Source organism: Kitasatospora sp. NPDC023385, assembly GCF_055664045.1.
This window is the reverse complement of record NZ_JBVOOL010000014.1, coordinates 152265-167247: the sequence shown is the minus strand read 5'-3', so window position 1 is coordinate 167247 and position 14983 is coordinate 152265. Positions and strand designations below refer to the sequence as shown.

Annotated in this window: 14 protein-coding genes; 12 read left to right on the top strand and 2 right to left on the bottom strand. The window is 72.6% G+C overall.

Annotated features, from left to right (window positions below; genetic code table 11):
* The first annotated feature begins 85 nt into the window (after positions 1–85).
* The 4 genes from AC0B61_RS22780 (at position 86) to AC0B61_RS22765 (ending at position 4598) form a co-directional block, all read left to right on the top strand.
* On the top strand, positions 86–646 hold the full coding sequence (locus tag AC0B61_RS22780) for a DUF4365 domain-containing protein (protein ID WP_471742559.1): 561 nt from the start codon (positions 86–88) through the stop codon (positions 644–646).
* Between the two features lie 32 nt (positions 647–678).
* Positions 679–1842 (top strand): hypothetical protein, encoded by a 1164-nt coding sequence (locus AC0B61_RS22775; RefSeq protein ID WP_471742558.1) that lies wholly within the window; start codon positions 679–681, stop codon positions 1840–1842.
* Positions 1843–1930: 88 nt separating this feature from the next.
* Positions 1931–3910, top strand: coding sequence for a threonine--tRNA ligase (thrS, locus tag AC0B61_RS22770; RefSeq protein WP_471742557.1), 1980 nt, complete (start codon positions 1931–1933; stop codon positions 3908–3910).
* A gap of 127 nt (positions 3911–4037) precedes the next feature.
* Entirely contained in the window at positions 4038–4598 is a 561-nt protein-coding gene (locus AC0B61_RS22765; RefSeq protein WP_471742556.1) for an HIT family protein, read from the top strand.
* A 72-nt stretch (positions 4599–4670) separates the two neighbouring features.
* Here the strand turns inward: AC0B61_RS22765 and AC0B61_RS22760 are convergent, their stop codons facing one another.
* Complete coding sequence (locus AC0B61_RS22760; RefSeq protein ID WP_471742555.1) at positions 4671–6317, bottom strand: hypothetical protein; 1647 nt, start codon at positions 6315–6317, stop codon at positions 4671–4673.
* Positions 6318–6525: 208 nt separating this feature from the next.
* Between AC0B61_RS22760 and AC0B61_RS22755 the strand changes: the two genes are divergently transcribed.
* The gene (locus AC0B61_RS22755; protein WP_471742554.1) at positions 6526–6954 is read left to right on the top strand and encodes a thiol-disulfide oxidoreductase DCC family protein; all 429 of its coding nucleotides are present in this window, start codon (positions 6526–6528) and stop codon (positions 6952–6954) included.
* Here AC0B61_RS22755 and AC0B61_RS22750 read toward each other — a convergent pair.
* The gene (locus tag AC0B61_RS22750; protein WP_471742553.1) at positions 6942–8990 is read right to left on the bottom strand and encodes an elongation factor G-like protein EF-G2; all 2049 of its coding nucleotides are present in this window, start codon (positions 8988–8990) and stop codon (positions 6942–6944) included. The two genes, AC0B61_RS22755 and AC0B61_RS22750, sit on opposite strands and share 13 nt — an antisense overlap.
* Before the next feature lie 255 nt (positions 8991–9245).
* Between AC0B61_RS22750 and pgsA the strand changes: the two genes are divergently transcribed.
* From pgsA to pdxT, 7 genes are all read left to right on the top strand, one after another.
* A complete protein-coding gene (gene pgsA, locus AC0B61_RS22745; RefSeq protein WP_471742552.1) occupies positions 9246–9893 on the top strand; it encodes a phosphatidylinositol phosphate synthase in 648 nt (215 codons plus the stop codon).
* 16 nt (positions 9894–9909) lie between these two features.
* Positions 9910–10875: a phosphatidylinositol mannoside acyltransferase gene (locus AC0B61_RS22740; protein ID WP_471742551.1), complete on the top strand. Its 966-nt coding sequence runs from the start codon at positions 9910–9912 to the stop codon at positions 10873–10875.
* Positions 10876–10915: 40 nt separating this feature from the next.
* On the top strand, positions 10916–12100 hold the full coding sequence (locus AC0B61_RS22735; RefSeq protein ID WP_471742550.1) for a glycosyltransferase family 4 protein: 1185 nt from the start codon (positions 10916–10918) through the stop codon (positions 12098–12100).
* Positions 12101–12220: 120 nt separating this feature from the next.
* Entirely contained in the window at positions 12221–12601 is a 381-nt protein-coding gene (locus AC0B61_RS22730) for a 5-carboxymethyl-2-hydroxymuconate Delta-isomerase (RefSeq protein ID WP_471742549.1), read from the top strand.
* A gap of 88 nt (positions 12602–12689) precedes the next feature.
* Positions 12690–13190 carry a hypothetical protein gene (locus AC0B61_RS22725; RefSeq protein ID WP_471742591.1) on the top strand — a complete coding sequence of 167 codons (501 nt, stop codon included), beginning with the start codon at positions 12690–12692 and terminating at the stop codon, positions 13188–13190.
* A gap of 128 nt (positions 13191–13318) precedes the next feature.
* Positions 13319–14230 (top strand): pyridoxal 5'-phosphate synthase lyase subunit PdxS, encoded by a 912-nt coding sequence (gene pdxS, locus AC0B61_RS22720; RefSeq protein ID WP_471742548.1) that lies wholly within the window; start codon positions 13319–13321, stop codon positions 14228–14230.
* A gap of 99 nt (positions 14231–14329) precedes the next feature.
* The gene (pdxT, locus tag AC0B61_RS22715) at positions 14330–14953 is read left to right on the top strand and encodes a pyridoxal 5'-phosphate synthase glutaminase subunit PdxT (RefSeq protein ID WP_471742547.1); all 624 of its coding nucleotides are present in this window, start codon (positions 14330–14332) and stop codon (positions 14951–14953) included.
* The last annotated feature ends 30 nt before the right edge of the window (positions 14954–14983 follow it).

Genomic DNA, 14983 nt, shown 5'->3' with positions numbered 1-14983 from the left:
CGGGGATCCTGCCCATGACTGTCCCGTTCGTACGACCGGCGCGTTCGCATTCGGGCGGGCCCGGAACCGGGGAGGGCACGGGGCGATGGCACTGACACAGCCGCAGCCGCAGCCCGAGGAGGCGACGGCCGTCCTGCGGGGGAACCTCGCGGTCACCGCCTGCATGGAGACGCTGCAGGTCGGCTATCTGCACGCGGTCGCCGCCGCGGCCGGCTGCTCGCTCTCCCAGCCGTTCCCGGACAACGGCATCGACTGGCAGGTCAACCACGGCTCCCGGGCGCACGACGTGGACGACGAGGTCACCATCAAGATCCAGCTCAAGGCCACCCAGCAGATCGCCCCCGGCCCGGCCGGGCGGTTCTTCAGCTTCACCCTGGACAACGACCACCTGCGCAAACTCGCCCGGCCCAGGGTCGCCGTCCCCCGGATCCTGGTCGTGATGCTGCTGCCGAGCCGGGTCGACCACTGGCTCCGGGCCCGCCCGGACGCCCTGGAGCTGCGCCACTGCTGCTACTGGGTCAACCTGGCCGGCCACCCGGTCACCGGGCGGCGGCGGACCAACGTCCGGGTGCCCACCGACAAGGTCTTCGACGACCGCGCGCTCTGCGACATCATGGCCCGGGTCGGCGCGGGCGGCAGCCCGTGACGGCCCGGGCCCGGCAGCGAGGAGCCGAACCCATGACACTGCCGCACGGACCGGACGAGCCGGCCCCGGCCCTGCCCGACCCGGCCACCGTCGACCCCGCGGTGCTCTCCACCCTGCTCGCCCGGCACGGCTGGGTCCGCCGCGGCGGCCCGGCCGCCCGGTACGGCCGCTGGACCCCGCCCGACGGTGAACCCGGCACCAGCCTGCTCGTCCCGGCCGGGGGCGGCTTCGACGACGCGGTCGAACTCCTCACCGACGCCGTCACCGCGCTCTCCCGCTCCCGCACCCCCTCCGCCCGCTCGATCCTGCTCGCGCTCACCGTCCCCGGCGACGAACTGCGCTGGCGCCGCGAGCCGCCGGGCCCCGCCGACGCCGCCCACTGGGACGACGCCGAGCGGCTCCGCCAGGCGGCCCGCGGGATGCTCGCCGCCGGGGCCAAGGCCGCCCGGACCAGGGCCGCCTACTTCGGTGCCCGCCTGGACGGTCTCGCCGGGGACTACCTGGATCGCGTCCTGGTGGTCGAGCAGGGCGCCGCCCTCACCGCGTACACCCCCGCGCCGGAGGGGCGCGCCGCCGTCACCACCCTCGTCCGCGGGCTGGAGGCGCTGCGCGACGCGGTCGACTACCGCCGGGTCAGCGGCGGGCCCGAAGCCTTCGAGAACGCCGTCCAGGCCGGGGTGAGCCGGGAACTCGTCCAGTCCGTCGAGGAGTTCGTCCGCGACGCGACGGCGGCCCGGCTCACCGTCTCCTGGTCGCCCGCCGCCGGGGCGCCGGGCGGCTTCGGGGACCGCAGGATCGTCCTCGACTTCTCCCCGGGGGACCTGCCCGCCCTCACCGAGGCCGCCGAACTGCTGGAACGGATCGAGCCCGCCGTCGCCGTCACCGTGGTCGGCGTGGTCACCCGGCTCAAGCGCAACGACCCGGCCGGCCCGGGCTCGGTACGGCTGCGCGTCCTCGGCGGCGCCGAGGTCCGCGAACTCAAGGTCCGGCTGCCCGACCCCGACTACCGGCTCGCCGCCGAGGCCCACCTCGCCGGCCTGCCGGTGCGGGTCGCCGGGCGGCTGGAGCGGCACGGTGGCTTCCGCCGCCTGACCGGCCCGCACGGACTGGAACTGTGCGGCTGGGAGGAAGGGGACCGCGAGCGGCTGCTGAAGTCGCTCGGAGCGGGGGCGGAGGGCGCGGAGGAGGGGGCGTAGGTGGACGGCGGGGGCGGCGCTCTCGGTACCATCGTCACGCGCAGCGCTGTGTTGCGTCCTCTGAAATCCAGCACGTCAGGAGAGACCGGTGACGGACGTCCGGGTAATCATCAGCCGCGAACCCGATCGGGAAGAGCGCGTGGTGACGACGGGCACTACGGCCGCCGAGCTCTTCGCCGACGACCGCTCGATCATCGCCGCCCGGGTCGGCGGCCAGCTCAAGGACCTCGCCTACGCCGTCCAGGACGGCGACGAGGTCGAGCCGGTCGCGATCGGCAGCAAGGACGGCCTGGACATCCTGCGCCACTCCACCGCGCACGTCATGGCCCAGGCCGTGCAGCAGCTCTACCCCGAGGCCAAGCTCGGCATCGGCCCGCCGGTCAAGGACGGCTTCTACTACGACTTCGACGTCGAGAAGCCCTTCCACCCCGATGACCTCAAGGCCATCGAGAAGCGGATGCAGGAGATCATCAAGCGCGGGCAGAAGTTCTCCCGCCGCGTGGTCACCGACGAGGCCGCCCGCGAGGAGCTGGCCGCCGAGCCGTACAAGATGGAGCTGATCGGCCTCAAGGGCTCCGCCGCCACCGCCGGCGAGGGCGCCGACGTCGAGGTCGGCGCCGGCGAGCTCACCATCTACGACAACCTGGACGCCAAGACCGGCGAGCAGTGCTGGGGCGACCTCTGCCGCGGCCCGCACCTGCCCAGCACCCGGCACATCCCGGCGTTCAAGCTGATGCGCAACGCGGCCGCCTATTGGCGCGGCAGCGAGAAGAACCCGATGCTCCAGCGCATCTACGGCACCGCCTGGCCGACCAAGGACGAGCTCAAGGCCCACCTCGACTTCCTCGTCGAGGCGGAGAAGCGCGACCACCGCAAGCTCGGCAACGAGCTCGACCTCTTCTCCATCCCGGAGGAGATCGGCTCCGGCCTCGCCGTCTTCCACCCCAGGGGCGGCATCATCCGCCGCGCCATGGAGGACTACTCGCGCAAGCGGCACGAGGAGGAGGGCTACGAGTTCGTCTACACCCCGCACGCCACCAAGGGGAAGCTCTTCGAGAAGAGCGGCCACCTCGACTGGTACGCGGACGGTATGTACCCGCCCATGCAGCTCGACGAGGGCGTGGACTACTACCTCAAGCCGATGAACTGCCCGATGCACAACCTGATCTTCGACGCGCGCGGCCGCTCGTACCGTGAACTGCCGCTGCGCCTCTTTGAGTTCGGGACGGTGTACCGCTACGAGAAGTCCGGCGTCGTGCACGGCCTGACCCGGGCCCGCGGCTTCACACAGGACGACGCGCACATCTACTGCACCCGCGAGCAGATGGCGGAGGAGCTCGACTCCACGCTGACCTTCGTGCTCAACCTGCTCCGCGACTACGGTCTGACCGACTTCTACCTGGAGCTGTCGACCAAGGACCCGGTGAAGTACGTCGGTTCGGACGAGACCTGGGAGGAGGCCACCGCCGTCCTGGCGAGCGTGGCCGAGAAGCAGGGCCTTCCGCTGGTGCCGGACCCGGGCGGCGCGGCCTTCTACGGCCCGAAGATCTCGGTGCAGGCGCGCGACGCCATCGGCCGTACCTGGCAGATGTCGACCATCCAGCTGGACTTCAACCTGCCCGAGCGCTTCGACCTCGAGTACACGGCGGCGGACGGCTCGCGCCAGCGGCCGGTCATGATCCACCGCGCGCTGTTCGGCAGCATCGAGCGGTTCTTCGCGGTGCTGCTGGAGCACTACGCCGGCGCCATGCCGCCGTGGCTGGCCCCGGTCACCGTGACCGGCATCCCGATCACCGACGAGCACGTGCCGTACCTGCTGGAGGTCGCGGCCGAGCTCAAGAAGCACGGGGTCCGGGTCGAGGTGGACACCTCGGACGACCGCATGCAGAAGAAGATCAGGAACGCACAGCGCAGCAAGGTGCCGTTCATGCTCATCGCGGGCAACGACGACGTCGAGGCGGGCGCGGTCTCCTTCCGCTACCGCAACGGCGAGCAGAAGAACGGGGTGCCGCGCGACCAGGCGATCGCCGAGATCGTCGATGCCGTGGCGCGCCGTATCCAGGTCTGACCGGTTCCCCGCCTGAGCGGGGGGTGGCCCTGGCGTTCCGGTGGCCGAGGCGGTCCACGAAGTCCCGCGCGGGGCAGGCTCTCGATGAGTCTGCCCCGCGCGGCTTTGCATCCACCGTCGGGCGAATATGCTGATCAGCATGACGACTGAGCCGGAACTGCAGCGGGGCGTCGGGGAGCCGGACGGCTTCCGCCGCCTGTGGACCCCCCATCGGATGGCGTACATCCAGGGTGAGAACAAGCCCACCGGCCCGGCTCCGGACGACGGTTGTCCGTTCTGCTCGATCCCGTCGCTGAGCGACGAGGACGGGCTGGTCATCGCCCGGGGAAGCGCCGTGTTCGCGGTGCTGAACCTGTACCCGTACAACGGCGGGCACCTGATGGTGGTCCCGTACCGGCACGTGGCCGACTACACCGACCTGGACGAGGCGGAGACGGTCGAGTTGGCCGCCTTCACCAAGAAGGCGATGACCGCGCTGCGGGCGGCCTCCGGGGCCCACGGGTTCAACATCGGCATGAACCAGGGCGCGGCGGCCGGCGCCGGGATCGCGGCGCACCTGCACCAGCACGTGGTGCCGCGCTGGGGCGGGGACACCAACTTCATGCCGGTGGTCGGCCACACCAAGGTGCTGCCGCAACTGCTGGCGGACACCCGCAAGATGCTGGCCGAGGTCTGGCCGCAGGGCTGACCCGGAGCGCGCGTGGGAAGGGGCCCGCCACCGACGAGATCGGTGGCGGGCCCCTTCGTCGCGCGCGGCGGGTCAGCCGGCGTTGAACGTGTCGACGTCGTACGGGCGGCTGCCCTGCGCCTCGGACTTGATGATCGAGGTGCGGTTCTTGAAGAACCGGTCGGCGTCGAGGTCGTGCTCCCGCAGGAACTCCAGCGTGGCGGTGTGGACCGCGTTGAGCACCGGGACGGAGGCGTTCATGGCGTTGTCGATCATGGTGCGGTTGTCCCACGCGCGGCCGACCCAGACGTGCCGCAGGCCGAACGGCTCGGGCAGGCCGAGCCCGCCGCCGAGCCAGCCGAGCAGGCCGGGCATCCGGTAGAACGGGGCCCGGACGGCCTGGCGGACGACCTCGTCGTTGTCGATCAGGGGGAGCTTGACGGTGTGCTCCTCCCAGAACTTCACGGTCTTGGCGACCGTCTTCTCCTTGTCCTTGGGCTTGTCGAAGAAGACGCCCTTGACCGGGCCGAGCGCGTAGCCGGCCACCGAGATGGTCAGCACGTCGGCGAGCAGGGTGACGGTGACGGTGAAGGTGATGACCAGTTTGCCGTCGTGGGTGATGAACTGGGTGGCGAGGTAGTGCCGGGGGCCGCCGGGGAAGGTCTGCTTGTCGGCGATGCTCTGTACGGCGAAGTCGCGCATCCGGTCGCCGTCCATGTCGGCGTTGCCGGGCCGGCTGATCTCGTCGGCGCCCGCGCTGATGTCGAAGACCACCCACTGCTTGATGGCCACGTTGGGGATGCCGCTGTTGGCGACGTGGCTGATGCCGAGCCCCTTGAGATGGGAGGAGATCCGGCGGACCAGGTCCCAGGGGTGGAAGGCGCGGAAGTCGGCGTGGCCCTCGGCGGGGTGGAGGGTGTCGGCGAGGCGCCACTCGCCCCAGCGGCGGCCGGCGCCGAGGATGCCCTTGGGGACGGCGTAGTGCTGGACGTTGGTCTCCTGCTCGGCGTCCAGGCGGCCCAGCTTGTCGCGCAGCTCGACGGCCTTCTTGTCGAGGTCGTCGCGGGGGACGGCCTTGGCGACGGTGGCGGCCACCGCGGTGCCCTCGACCAGGGACTGCCAGCGGGCGCGCATGTCCTTGGCGGAGCGCTCGACGATCCGGCGGGCGAGGTACCAGCCGATGACCGGGGCGAGCATCGTGATCCGCAGGTAGATGCCCAGGACGCCGGTGGCCGGGGGGCGCAGCACGAGGAAGACCGCGAGGGCGCCGGCCAGGGCGAGGGTGATGCCGCCGTAGACGCCCGCGCTCCTCGGGTTGTCCCGTTTGAGCCAGGCGCGGACCTGGAAGGCGGCGAGCCAGAGCAAGGTGCCGGGCAGGAAGAGCGCGCCCGTGACGAGGGTGACGGTGGTGAGCTGCCGGTCCCGGTTGTGGCGCAGCTCCTCGGCGGCCAGGCAGTGCTCGACGACCTGGCGGGTGTCGACGCCGAAGGACGGGACGAGGGGTTTGCGGCCGCCGCCGAGGGCGCGGGAGATGAGCGCCTTGCTGAAGGCCTCGCCGACGTTGGGGCGCAGGAGGGCGAAGCGGCCCTTCTTCTCCTTGGCGTCGGCGACGGCTTCCACGAAGGGGCCGATCTCGCCGTCGCGGTAGGCGGCCGAGGAGAGCGCCTGGGTGACGGCGGTCTGCGGGCCGGCGTCGGTACGGGGTATCTGCGCACCCGGGGTCATGTCGAGTGTGGTCACGGTGGCGTCCCCTCCTCCCCTTGTCAGCGGCAGGTTACCGTGCCGCGGCACCCCTGCGCCGATGATCGTCTGAAGTACCGTCACGATCGAGCCGAACCGGGGCCCGAGGGGCATGATGCCCAGCTTCGACCCGGTCGATGCCCCGCCGGGGCGGGCCGGGGTAAGGCGGAGGAGGATGCTGGTGGAGACGGCGAAAAGGGGAGTGGCTGTGAAGGATCCGGTGCTGGTCTTCGACGGGGACTGCGCGTTCTGTTCGTCCTGTGTGCGCTGGGCGGAGCGGTACTTGCGGCAGACGCTGGCCTCGGGGGGCTGGGAGGCGGTGGCGTTCCAGTTCGCGGATCTGGCGGCGCTGGACGTGCGCGCGGGCGGCCGGGGCGAGGTGTCGGCCGAGCGGGCGGAGCGCGAGGTGCTGTGGGTGACGCCGACGGGGCGGGTGTACGGGGGCGCGCAGGCGGTCGCGCGGCTGCTGATGCGCTCCGGCGGGGCGTGGGCGTACCTGGGCGCGGTGTTGACGGCGGCGCCGGTGCGGCCGGTGGCGGCCCTGGCGTACCGGTGGGTGGCGCGCAACCGGCACCGGCTGCCGGGGGGTACGGCGGCGTGCGCGCTGCCGAACCGGCAGGCCGCTCAGTCGGTGTAGCGCTCGGCCAGGGCGGTGGGCATGGGTTCGTGGCGCAGGTAGGCGCGGGAGAACTCGGCGGTGCCGTGGGTGAGCGAGCGCAGGTCGACCGGGTAGCGGACGAGTTCGAGTTCCGGGACCTCGGCGCGCAGCAGGGTGAGGCCGGGGCCGCCGGTCTCGGTGCCGAGGACGCGGCCGCGGCGGGCCGAGAGGTCGCCGAGGACGGCGCCGAGGTAGTCGTCGGGCAGCAGGACGCTGACGGCGGCGACGGGTTCGAGCAGGCGGATGACGGCGTGCTCGGCGGCGTCGCGCAGGGCGAGGGCGGCGGCGTTCTGGAAGGACGCGTCGGAGGAGTCGACGGAATGCGCCTTGCCGTCGGTCAGGGTGACCCGGATGTCGACGAGCGGGTGGCCGGTGGCGACGCCCTTGCCGAGCTGGGCGCGGACGCCCTTCTCGACGGAGGGGATGAAGTGCTTGGGGACGGCGCCGCCGACGACGTGCTCCTGGAACTCGAAGCCGGAGCCGGCCGGGAGGGGCTCGACCTCGAGGTCGCAGATGGCGTACTGGCCGTGGCCGCCGGACTGTTTCACGAGGCGGCCGTGGCCGGCGGCGGCGGTGCCGAAGGTCTCGCGCAGGGCGACCTTGGGCGCGACGGTGTCGACGTGGACGCCGTGGCGGGTGCGGAGGCGGTCGAGGACGACCTCGACGTGGGCCTCGCCGGTGCACCAGAGGACGAGCTGGTGGGTGTCGGGGTTCTGTTCGAGGCGTAGCGCCGGGTCCTCGGCGGTGAGGCGGGTGAGGGCCTGGGAGAGCTTGTCGTCGTCGGCCTTGCTGTGGGCTTCGACGGCGATCGGGAGCAGCGGTTCGGGGACGGTCCAGCCGTCGAGGTCGACGGGGTGGCCGGGATCGTGGACGGTGTCGCCGGGGCGGGCGGTGGTGAGCTTGGCGGCGCAGACGAGGTCGCCGGCCACGGCGTGCGGGACGGGGCGCTGGAGCTTGCCGAAGGGGCTGGTGAGGGCGGTGACGCGTTCGTCGCCGTTCTGGTCGGCGGTGTGCGCCGGGCCGACCAGGTGGATCTTGGTGTCGGGGCGGAGGGTGCCGGCGTAGACGCGCAGCAGGCTGATCCGGCCGACGTAGGCGTCGCCGGTGACGCGGACGACCTGGGCGGCGAGCGGGGCGTCGGGGTCGCAGGCGGGGGCGGGACGGGTGCGTTCGGTGGGGTCGGGGAAGGTGTGCGCGATCAGGTCGAGGAGTTCGGTGGCGCCGAGGCCGTTCTCGCTGGTGGGGACGGCGGGGTGGAGGGCGCAGGCGAGGACTTCGCGGCGCAGGCCGGCTTCCAGGGAGTCGGTGTCGAGGGCGTCGCCGGCGAGGTAGCGCTCCATGAGGGTGTCGTCCTGGCCGGAGATGGCCTCGACGAGGCTGTCGTGGGCGGGGCCGGTGTCGGGGAGCGGGGTGGCGTCGCCGTAGGTGTCGCCGGTGAGCAGGTCGACGCTGCCGTCGGGGCGGCCGTCGTGGAGAACGGGCAGGAAGAGCGGGCGGAGGGTGTCGGGGCCCAGGCCGAAGGCGTCGTGGCAGGTGGTGAGGATGTCCTCGAAGCCGCTGTGGGCGAGGTCGAGTTTGGCGACGGCGATGGCGCGGGGGATGCCCTCGGCGGCGCACTCGCGCCACAGGGCGCGGGTGGGGGCGGTGACCGGGTCGGCGGCGGAGACGACGAAGACGGCGGCGTCGGCGGCGTGCAGGGCGGCGCGCAGGTCCGCGGTGAAGTCGGGGTGGCCGGGCGGGTCGAGCAGGTTGATCTTGACGCCCTTCCATTCCAGCGGCAGCAGCGAGAGCTGGACGGACCGCTGCTGCTGGTGCTCGATGTCCTCGTGGTCGGAGACGGTGGTGCCGTCGGTGACGCGGCCGGCCCGGCCGGTGGCGCCGGCGGCGTGGGCGAGGGATTCGGCGAGGGTGGTCTTGCCCACACCGCTGGAGCCGATGAGGACGACGTTGCGCAGGTCCCGGGGGCCGGTGACGGCGGGTGCCTGGCCGGCTCGTGCCGTGCTGCGGTCGGGCATCGGGGTCTCCTCCCGTGGCGCCGAGGCTGTCCATCGCAGTCTAGGGTCGGGTTCGGCCGGGGCGCGTGTCGTACGGCCGGTCGGTGACCGTACGTGTGCGTGCCGTGGGTGCGCGCGGTGTCGGACGGTGCGTGCGCCGGAGCGTGTCGTCGGCGTGGCTACGATGGGTGGGCCGGACGGGCTGATCCGTTCGGCCGTCTGCCGCGTCTGCTGCGCCAGGCGGGTACCAGGGAGAACGGAGCGGCTGGGAAGGCCATGCTCAACAAATACGCGCGTGCCTTCTTCACACGTGTCCTGACCCCGTTCGCCGCGTTCCTGATCCGGCTGGGCGTGAGCCCGGACGCCGTGACGCTGATCGGCACCGCCGGCTCGGTGGCCGGCGCGCTGGTGTTCTTCCCGCGGGGGGAGTTCTTCTGGGGCACCATCACGATCACCCTGTTCATCTTCTCGGACCTCGTGGACGGGAACATGGCCCGCCAACTGGGCCGGAGCAGCAAGTGGGGGGCTTTCCTGGACTCCACGCTGGACCGGGTCGCGGACGCGGCGATCTTCGGCGGGCTGGCGATGTGGTACGCGGGCAAGGGGGACAACAACCTGCTCTGCGCGGTGGCGATCTTCTGTCTGGCGAGCGCCCTGGTGGTGTCGTACACCAAGGCGCGGGCGGAGAGCCAGGGCCTGCCGTGCGACGTGTCGGGGCTGGTGGAGCGGGCCGAGCGGCTGGTGGCGGCCCTGGTGGCGGCCGGGGTCGCGGGTCTGCACACGTTCGGTGTGCCGTACGTGGAGTGGCTGCTGCCGGTGGCGCTGTGGCTGGTGGCGGCGGGCAGCCTGGTCACGGTGTTCCAGCGGATGCTGACCGTGCGCCGGGAGGCGTTCGAGGCCGACCGAGCGGCGGCCGGGAGCTGATGGGGGGCGTCCTGCGGTGACGGACCGACTGGTGTACTGGGCGTACGCGCTGGGGTGGGGGGTGCTGAAGCACCTGCCGGAGCCGGTGGCGCGCGGGCTGTTCGACCGGCTGGCGGACTACGCGTGGCGCAAGCGCGGCAAGCGGGTGCTGCAGCTGGAGGCGAACCTGCGGCGAGTCCGCCCGGAGCTGGACGAGGCCGCGCTGCGGTCGCTGTCGCGGGCCGGGATGCGCTCGTACCTGCGGTACTGGATGGAGTCGTTCCGGCTGCCGGTGTGGAGCCGGGAGCGGGTGGCCCGGGACGTCCGGGTGGACGGCTTCGAGCACCTGCGGGAGACGCTGGAGGCCGGTCGGGGCGCGGTCATAGCGCTGCCGCACATGGGCAACTGGGACCTGGCGGGCACCTGGGTGGCGCAGCAGGGCTACCCGTTCACCACGGTCGCGGAGCGGTTGAAGCCCGAGCGGCTGTTCGACCGGTTCGTGGCGTTCCGGGAGGGCCAGGGCATGGAGGTCCTGGCGTTGACCGGCGGCGGGGTGAACGTGATCGGCACGCTGGCGCGGCGGCTGCGCGAGGGCCGGCTGGTGTGCCTGGTGGGGGACCGGGACCTGTCGGAGGCGGGCCTCGAGGTGTCGTTCTTCGGCGAGGCGACCCGGATGCCGGCCGGTCCGGCGGCGCTGTGCCAGCGGACCGGGGCGGCGCTGCTGCCGGTGACGCTCTGGTACGACGGTCCGATGCTGCGGGCGTTGATCCACCCCGAGGTGGTGGCGCCCGAGGAGGGCGACCGCAAGGAGCGGACGCGCGCGATGACCCAGGCGATGGCGGACGTGTGGGAGCGGGGGATCCGCGAGTACCCGCAGGACTGGCACATGCTGCAGAAGTTCTGGCTCGCCGACCTGCCCGCCCGTGAGACGGTGAAGGAGCAGGCGTCCGCGGTCCGCGCGGAGGCGGCTCCGGAGCCCGCGGCCGAGGCCTCCGGGGCCTGAGCCCGACCCGTACGACTGTCCTGAGGAGCTTGAGGAACCCGTGAAGATCGGCATCGTCTGCCCGTACGACTGGGACGTCCCCGGCGGGGTGCAGTTCCACATCCGGGACCTGGCCGAGCACCTGATCGCCCTGGGGCACGAGGTGTCGGTGCTGGCGCCGGCCGAGGACGACGAGGCGCTGCCGCCGTACGTGGTCTCCGCCGGGCGGGCGGTGGCGGTGCCGTACAACGGGTCGGTGGCGCGGCTGAGCTTCGGCATCCTGTCGGCGGCGCGGGTGCGGCGGTGGCTGCACGACGGGCGGTTCGACATCCTGCACGTGCACGAGCCGGCCTCGCCGAGCCTGTCGATGCTGGCCGCCTGGTCGGCGACCGGGCCGATGGTGGGGACCTTCCACACCTCCAACCCGCGCTCGCGGGCGATGATCGCGGCCTCGCCGATCCTGCAGCCGGGCCTGGAGAAGATGCGGGCCCGGATCGCGGTGTCGGAGTACGCCCGGCGGACGCTGGTGGAGCACCTGGGCGGGGACGCGGTGGTGATCCCGAACGGCGTGGACGTGGGCTTCTTCGCCGGGGCCGAACCGGACGAGCGCTGGACCGGCGGCGCGGCCAAGGGGGAGCCCGGCACGATCGGCTTCATCGGCCGCATCAACGAGCCGCGCAAGGGCCTGCCGACGCTGCTGGCGGCGCTGCCGAGGATCGTGGCGGAGCGCCCCGGGGTGCGGCTGCTGGTGGCCGGCAAGGGCGACGAGCAGGAGGCCGTCGCCGGCCTGGCGCCGGAGGTGCGCCGGCACGTGGAGTTCCTCGGGATGGTGAGCGACCAGGAGAAGGCCCGGCTGCTGCGCAGCGTGGACCTGTACGTGGCGCCGAACACCGGCGGCGAGAGCTTCGGCATCATCCTGGTCGAGGCGATGTCGGCGGGTGCCCCGGTGCTGGCGAGCGACCTGGACGCGTTCAAGCAGGTGCTGGACGGCGGGGACGCGGGCGAGCTGTTCCCGGTGGAGGACGCGGACGCGCTGGCCCGGACGGCGCTGCGGCTGCTGGGCGATCCGGCGCGGCTGGACGAGCTGCGGAAGGCGGCCTCGCGGCACGTGCGGCGGTTCGACTGGTCGACGGTCGGCGCGGACATCCTGGCGGTGTACGAGACCGTGACGGCGGGGGCCGCGGCGGTGGTCGAGGAGGACGAGCGCAGCGGGCGGCGCGGCCGGTTCGGGCTGGCCCGGGACTGATCCGGGACTGGCCCGCCCCTGATCCGGGACTGGTCCGCGGCTGATCCGCGACGGGGGAGAGGGCGGGCGCGGCCCGGCCGTCGGCCGGGTTAGGGTCGGGCGACCGTACCGCTTCACCGCATGGGGGAAACGATGCCGCACATCTCCGTCGACTACTCGGCCGGCCTGGCCGGCGGGTTCGACCGCCGGGCGCTGGGCCTGGCGATCAACCGGCTCGCGGAGGAGACGATCGACGCGAAGCCGGGGTCCTGCAAGACGCTGTTCCGGCAGAGCGAGCAGCTCGTGGTCGGCACGAGCGGGACGTCGGCGGACGCCCAGGTGTACGTCGAGGTCCAGATGTTCCCCGGGCGGACGCCGGAGGCGAAGGCCGCGCTGAGCGAGGGCGTCCTGGCGCTGCTGGCCGAGCACGTCAAGCCGGCCGCCGGCACGCGGCTGTTCACCGCCGTGAACCTCGCGGACATCGACCGGGACAGCTACCGCAGCGCGGTCGCGGCGGGCTGACACCGGCCCGGGCGGCCGGTGACACCCGGTAACGTAGCGGCCCGTGACTACCTGGATCTGGGCCGGCGTGGCCGTGGTGCTCTTCGGCATGTACCTGAGTTGGACGGCCGGCCGGTTGGACCGGCTGCACGCCCGGATCGACGCCGCCCGGGCGGCGCTGGACGCGCAGCTGGTCCGTCGGGCCTCGGTGGCGATGGAGCTGGCGACGTCCTCGCTGCTCGACCCGGCGACCTCGCTGGTGCTGCTGGACGCGGCGCACGCGGCCCGGCAGGCCGACGACGAGCAGCGCGAGGTCGCGGAGAGCCAGCTGAGCCTGGCGCTGCGGGCGGTGTTCGAGGAGCCGGAGCAGGTGGCGGTGCTGGTGGCCGAGCCGGGCGGTGAGGACGCGGTTCGTGATCTGACGGCCGCGGTGCGCCGGGTGCCGATGGCCCGCCGGTTCCACAACGACGCGGTGCGGGCGGCGCGGGCGGTGCGCGAGCACCGGCTGGTGCGCTACTTCCGGCTGGCGGGCAAGGCGCCGTTCCCGTTGGCCTTCGAGATGGACGATGCCCCGCCGCCCGCCCTCACCCCCGAGGGAGCGCCTGCTTAGGCTGTCCCCGGATACGGCCCGTTTGTCGCATCCCGTCGTCCGGGCTGGACTTGGTGGCGCATCGATGGCTCACCCGGTCTGCCTACCATAGGGCGATAGCACTGGTTCATTCTCGAGTGAGGTCTCACGTGTCCACCACCCCCACCACCGCAGACCAGCCGCAGATCGGTACCGCCCGGGTCAAGCGCGGCATGGCCGAGCAGCTCAAGGGCGGTGTGATCATGGACGTGGTCAACGCCGAGCAGGCGAAGATCGCCGAGGACGCCGGCGCGGTGGCCGTCATGGCCCTTGAGCGGGTTCCGGCCGACATCCGCAAGGACGGCGGCGTGGCCCGCATGTCCGACCCGAACATGATCGAGGAGATCATCGCCGCGGTCTCCATCCCGGTGATGGCCAAGTCCCGCATCGGCCACTTCGTCGAGGCCCAGGTCCTGCAGTCGCTCGGTGTCGACTACATCGACGAGTCCGAGGTGCTGACCCCGGCCGACGAGGTCAACCACTCCGACAAGTGGGCCTTCACCACCCCCTTCGTCTGCGGCGCCACCAACCTGGGCGAGGCCCTGCGCCGCATCGCCGAGGGCGCGGCCATGATCCGCTCGAAGGGTGAGGCCGGCACCGGCAACGTCGTCGAGGCCGTCCGCCACCTGCGCCAGATCAAGAACGAGATCGCCAAGCTGCGCGGCTTCGACAACAACGAGCTGTACGCCGCCGCCAAGGAGCTGCGCGCCCCGTACGAGCTGGTCAAGGAGGTCGCCGAGCTGGGCAAGCTGCCGGTCGTGCTGTTCTCCGCCGGTGGCGTGGCCACCCCGGCCGACGCCGCGCTGATGCGCCAGCTGGGCGCCGAGGGCGTCTTCGTCGGCTCCGGCATCTTCAAGTCGGGCGACCCGGCCAAGCGCGCCGCCGCCATCGTGAAGGCCACCACCTTCTACGACGACCCGAAGATCATCGCGGACGCCTCCCGCAACCTCGGCGAGGCCATGGTCGGCATCAACTGCGACACCCTGCCGGAGACCGAGCGCTACGCCAACCGCGGCTGGTAGTCGCCCGCAGCTTCCGAGCCGGCCCGCCGCAGCGCCTCGGCGCGTGCGGCGGGCCGTGCCACGTCCTCCCGTAGCAACGATCGATTGAGGTTGAAGACCGTGAGCACTCCAGTCATCGGCGTCCTCGCCCTGCAGGGCGACGTCCGCGAGCACCTCGTGGCGCTGGCCGAGGCCGACGCGCTCGCCCGCCCGGTGCGCCGTGCCGAGGAGCTGGCCGAGGTCGACGCGCTGGTCATCCCCGGCGGGGAGTCCACCACCATGTCCAAGCTGGCGCTGCTGTTCGGCGTGATGGACCCGCTACGCGAGCGGGTCGCCGCCGGGATGCCGGTCTACGGCACCTGCGCGGGCATGATCATGCTGGCCGACAAGATCCTGGACGGCCGCGACGACCAGGAGACCGTCGGCGGGATCGACATGACGGTCCGCCGCAACGCCTTCGGCCGCCAGAACGAGTCCTTCGAGTCCGGGATCGCCTTCGAGGGCCTGGACGACGCGCCGGTGCACGGCGTCTTCATCCGCGCCCCCTGGGTCGAGGCGGTCGGCGCGGGCGTCGAGGTACTGGCCGAACTGCCCGCCGCGGACGGCCCGGAGAGCCGGATCGTCGCCGTGCGCCAGGGCAACCTGCTGGCCACCTCGTTCCACCCGGAGCTGACGGGCGACCACCGGGTGCACGGGTACTTCGTGCGGATGGTCGAGGAGCACCTCGCGGTGGCCGCGCGCTGACCGTGCGGCAGCTGTGCGGTGGCCGTGCGC

Coding starts and splice junctions, on each gene's coding strand:
- AC0B61_RS22780 (WP_471742559.1), top strand. CDS start 86: ATGGCACTGACACAGCCGCAGCCGCAGCCCGAGGAGGCGACGGCCGTC.
- AC0B61_RS22775 (WP_471742558.1), top strand. CDS start 679: ATGACACTGCCGCACGGACCGGACGAGCCGGCCCCGGCCCTGCCCGAC.
- AC0B61_RS22765 (WP_471742556.1), top strand. CDS start 4,038: ATGCTGATCAGCATGACGACTGAGCCGGAACTGCAGCGGGGCGTCGGG.
- AC0B61_RS22750 (WP_471742553.1), bottom strand. CDS start 8,990: ATGCCCGACCGCAGCACGGCACGAGCCGGCCAGGCACCCGCCGTCACC.
- pgsA (WP_471742552.1), top strand. CDS start 9,246: ATGCTCAACAAATACGCGCGTGCCTTCTTCACACGTGTCCTGACCCCG.
- AC0B61_RS22730 (WP_471742549.1), top strand. CDS start 12,221: ATGGGGGAAACGATGCCGCACATCTCCGTCGACTACTCGGCCGGCCTG.
- AC0B61_RS22725 (WP_471742591.1), top strand. CDS start 12,690: ATGTACCTGAGTTGGACGGCCGGCCGGTTGGACCGGCTGCACGCCCGG.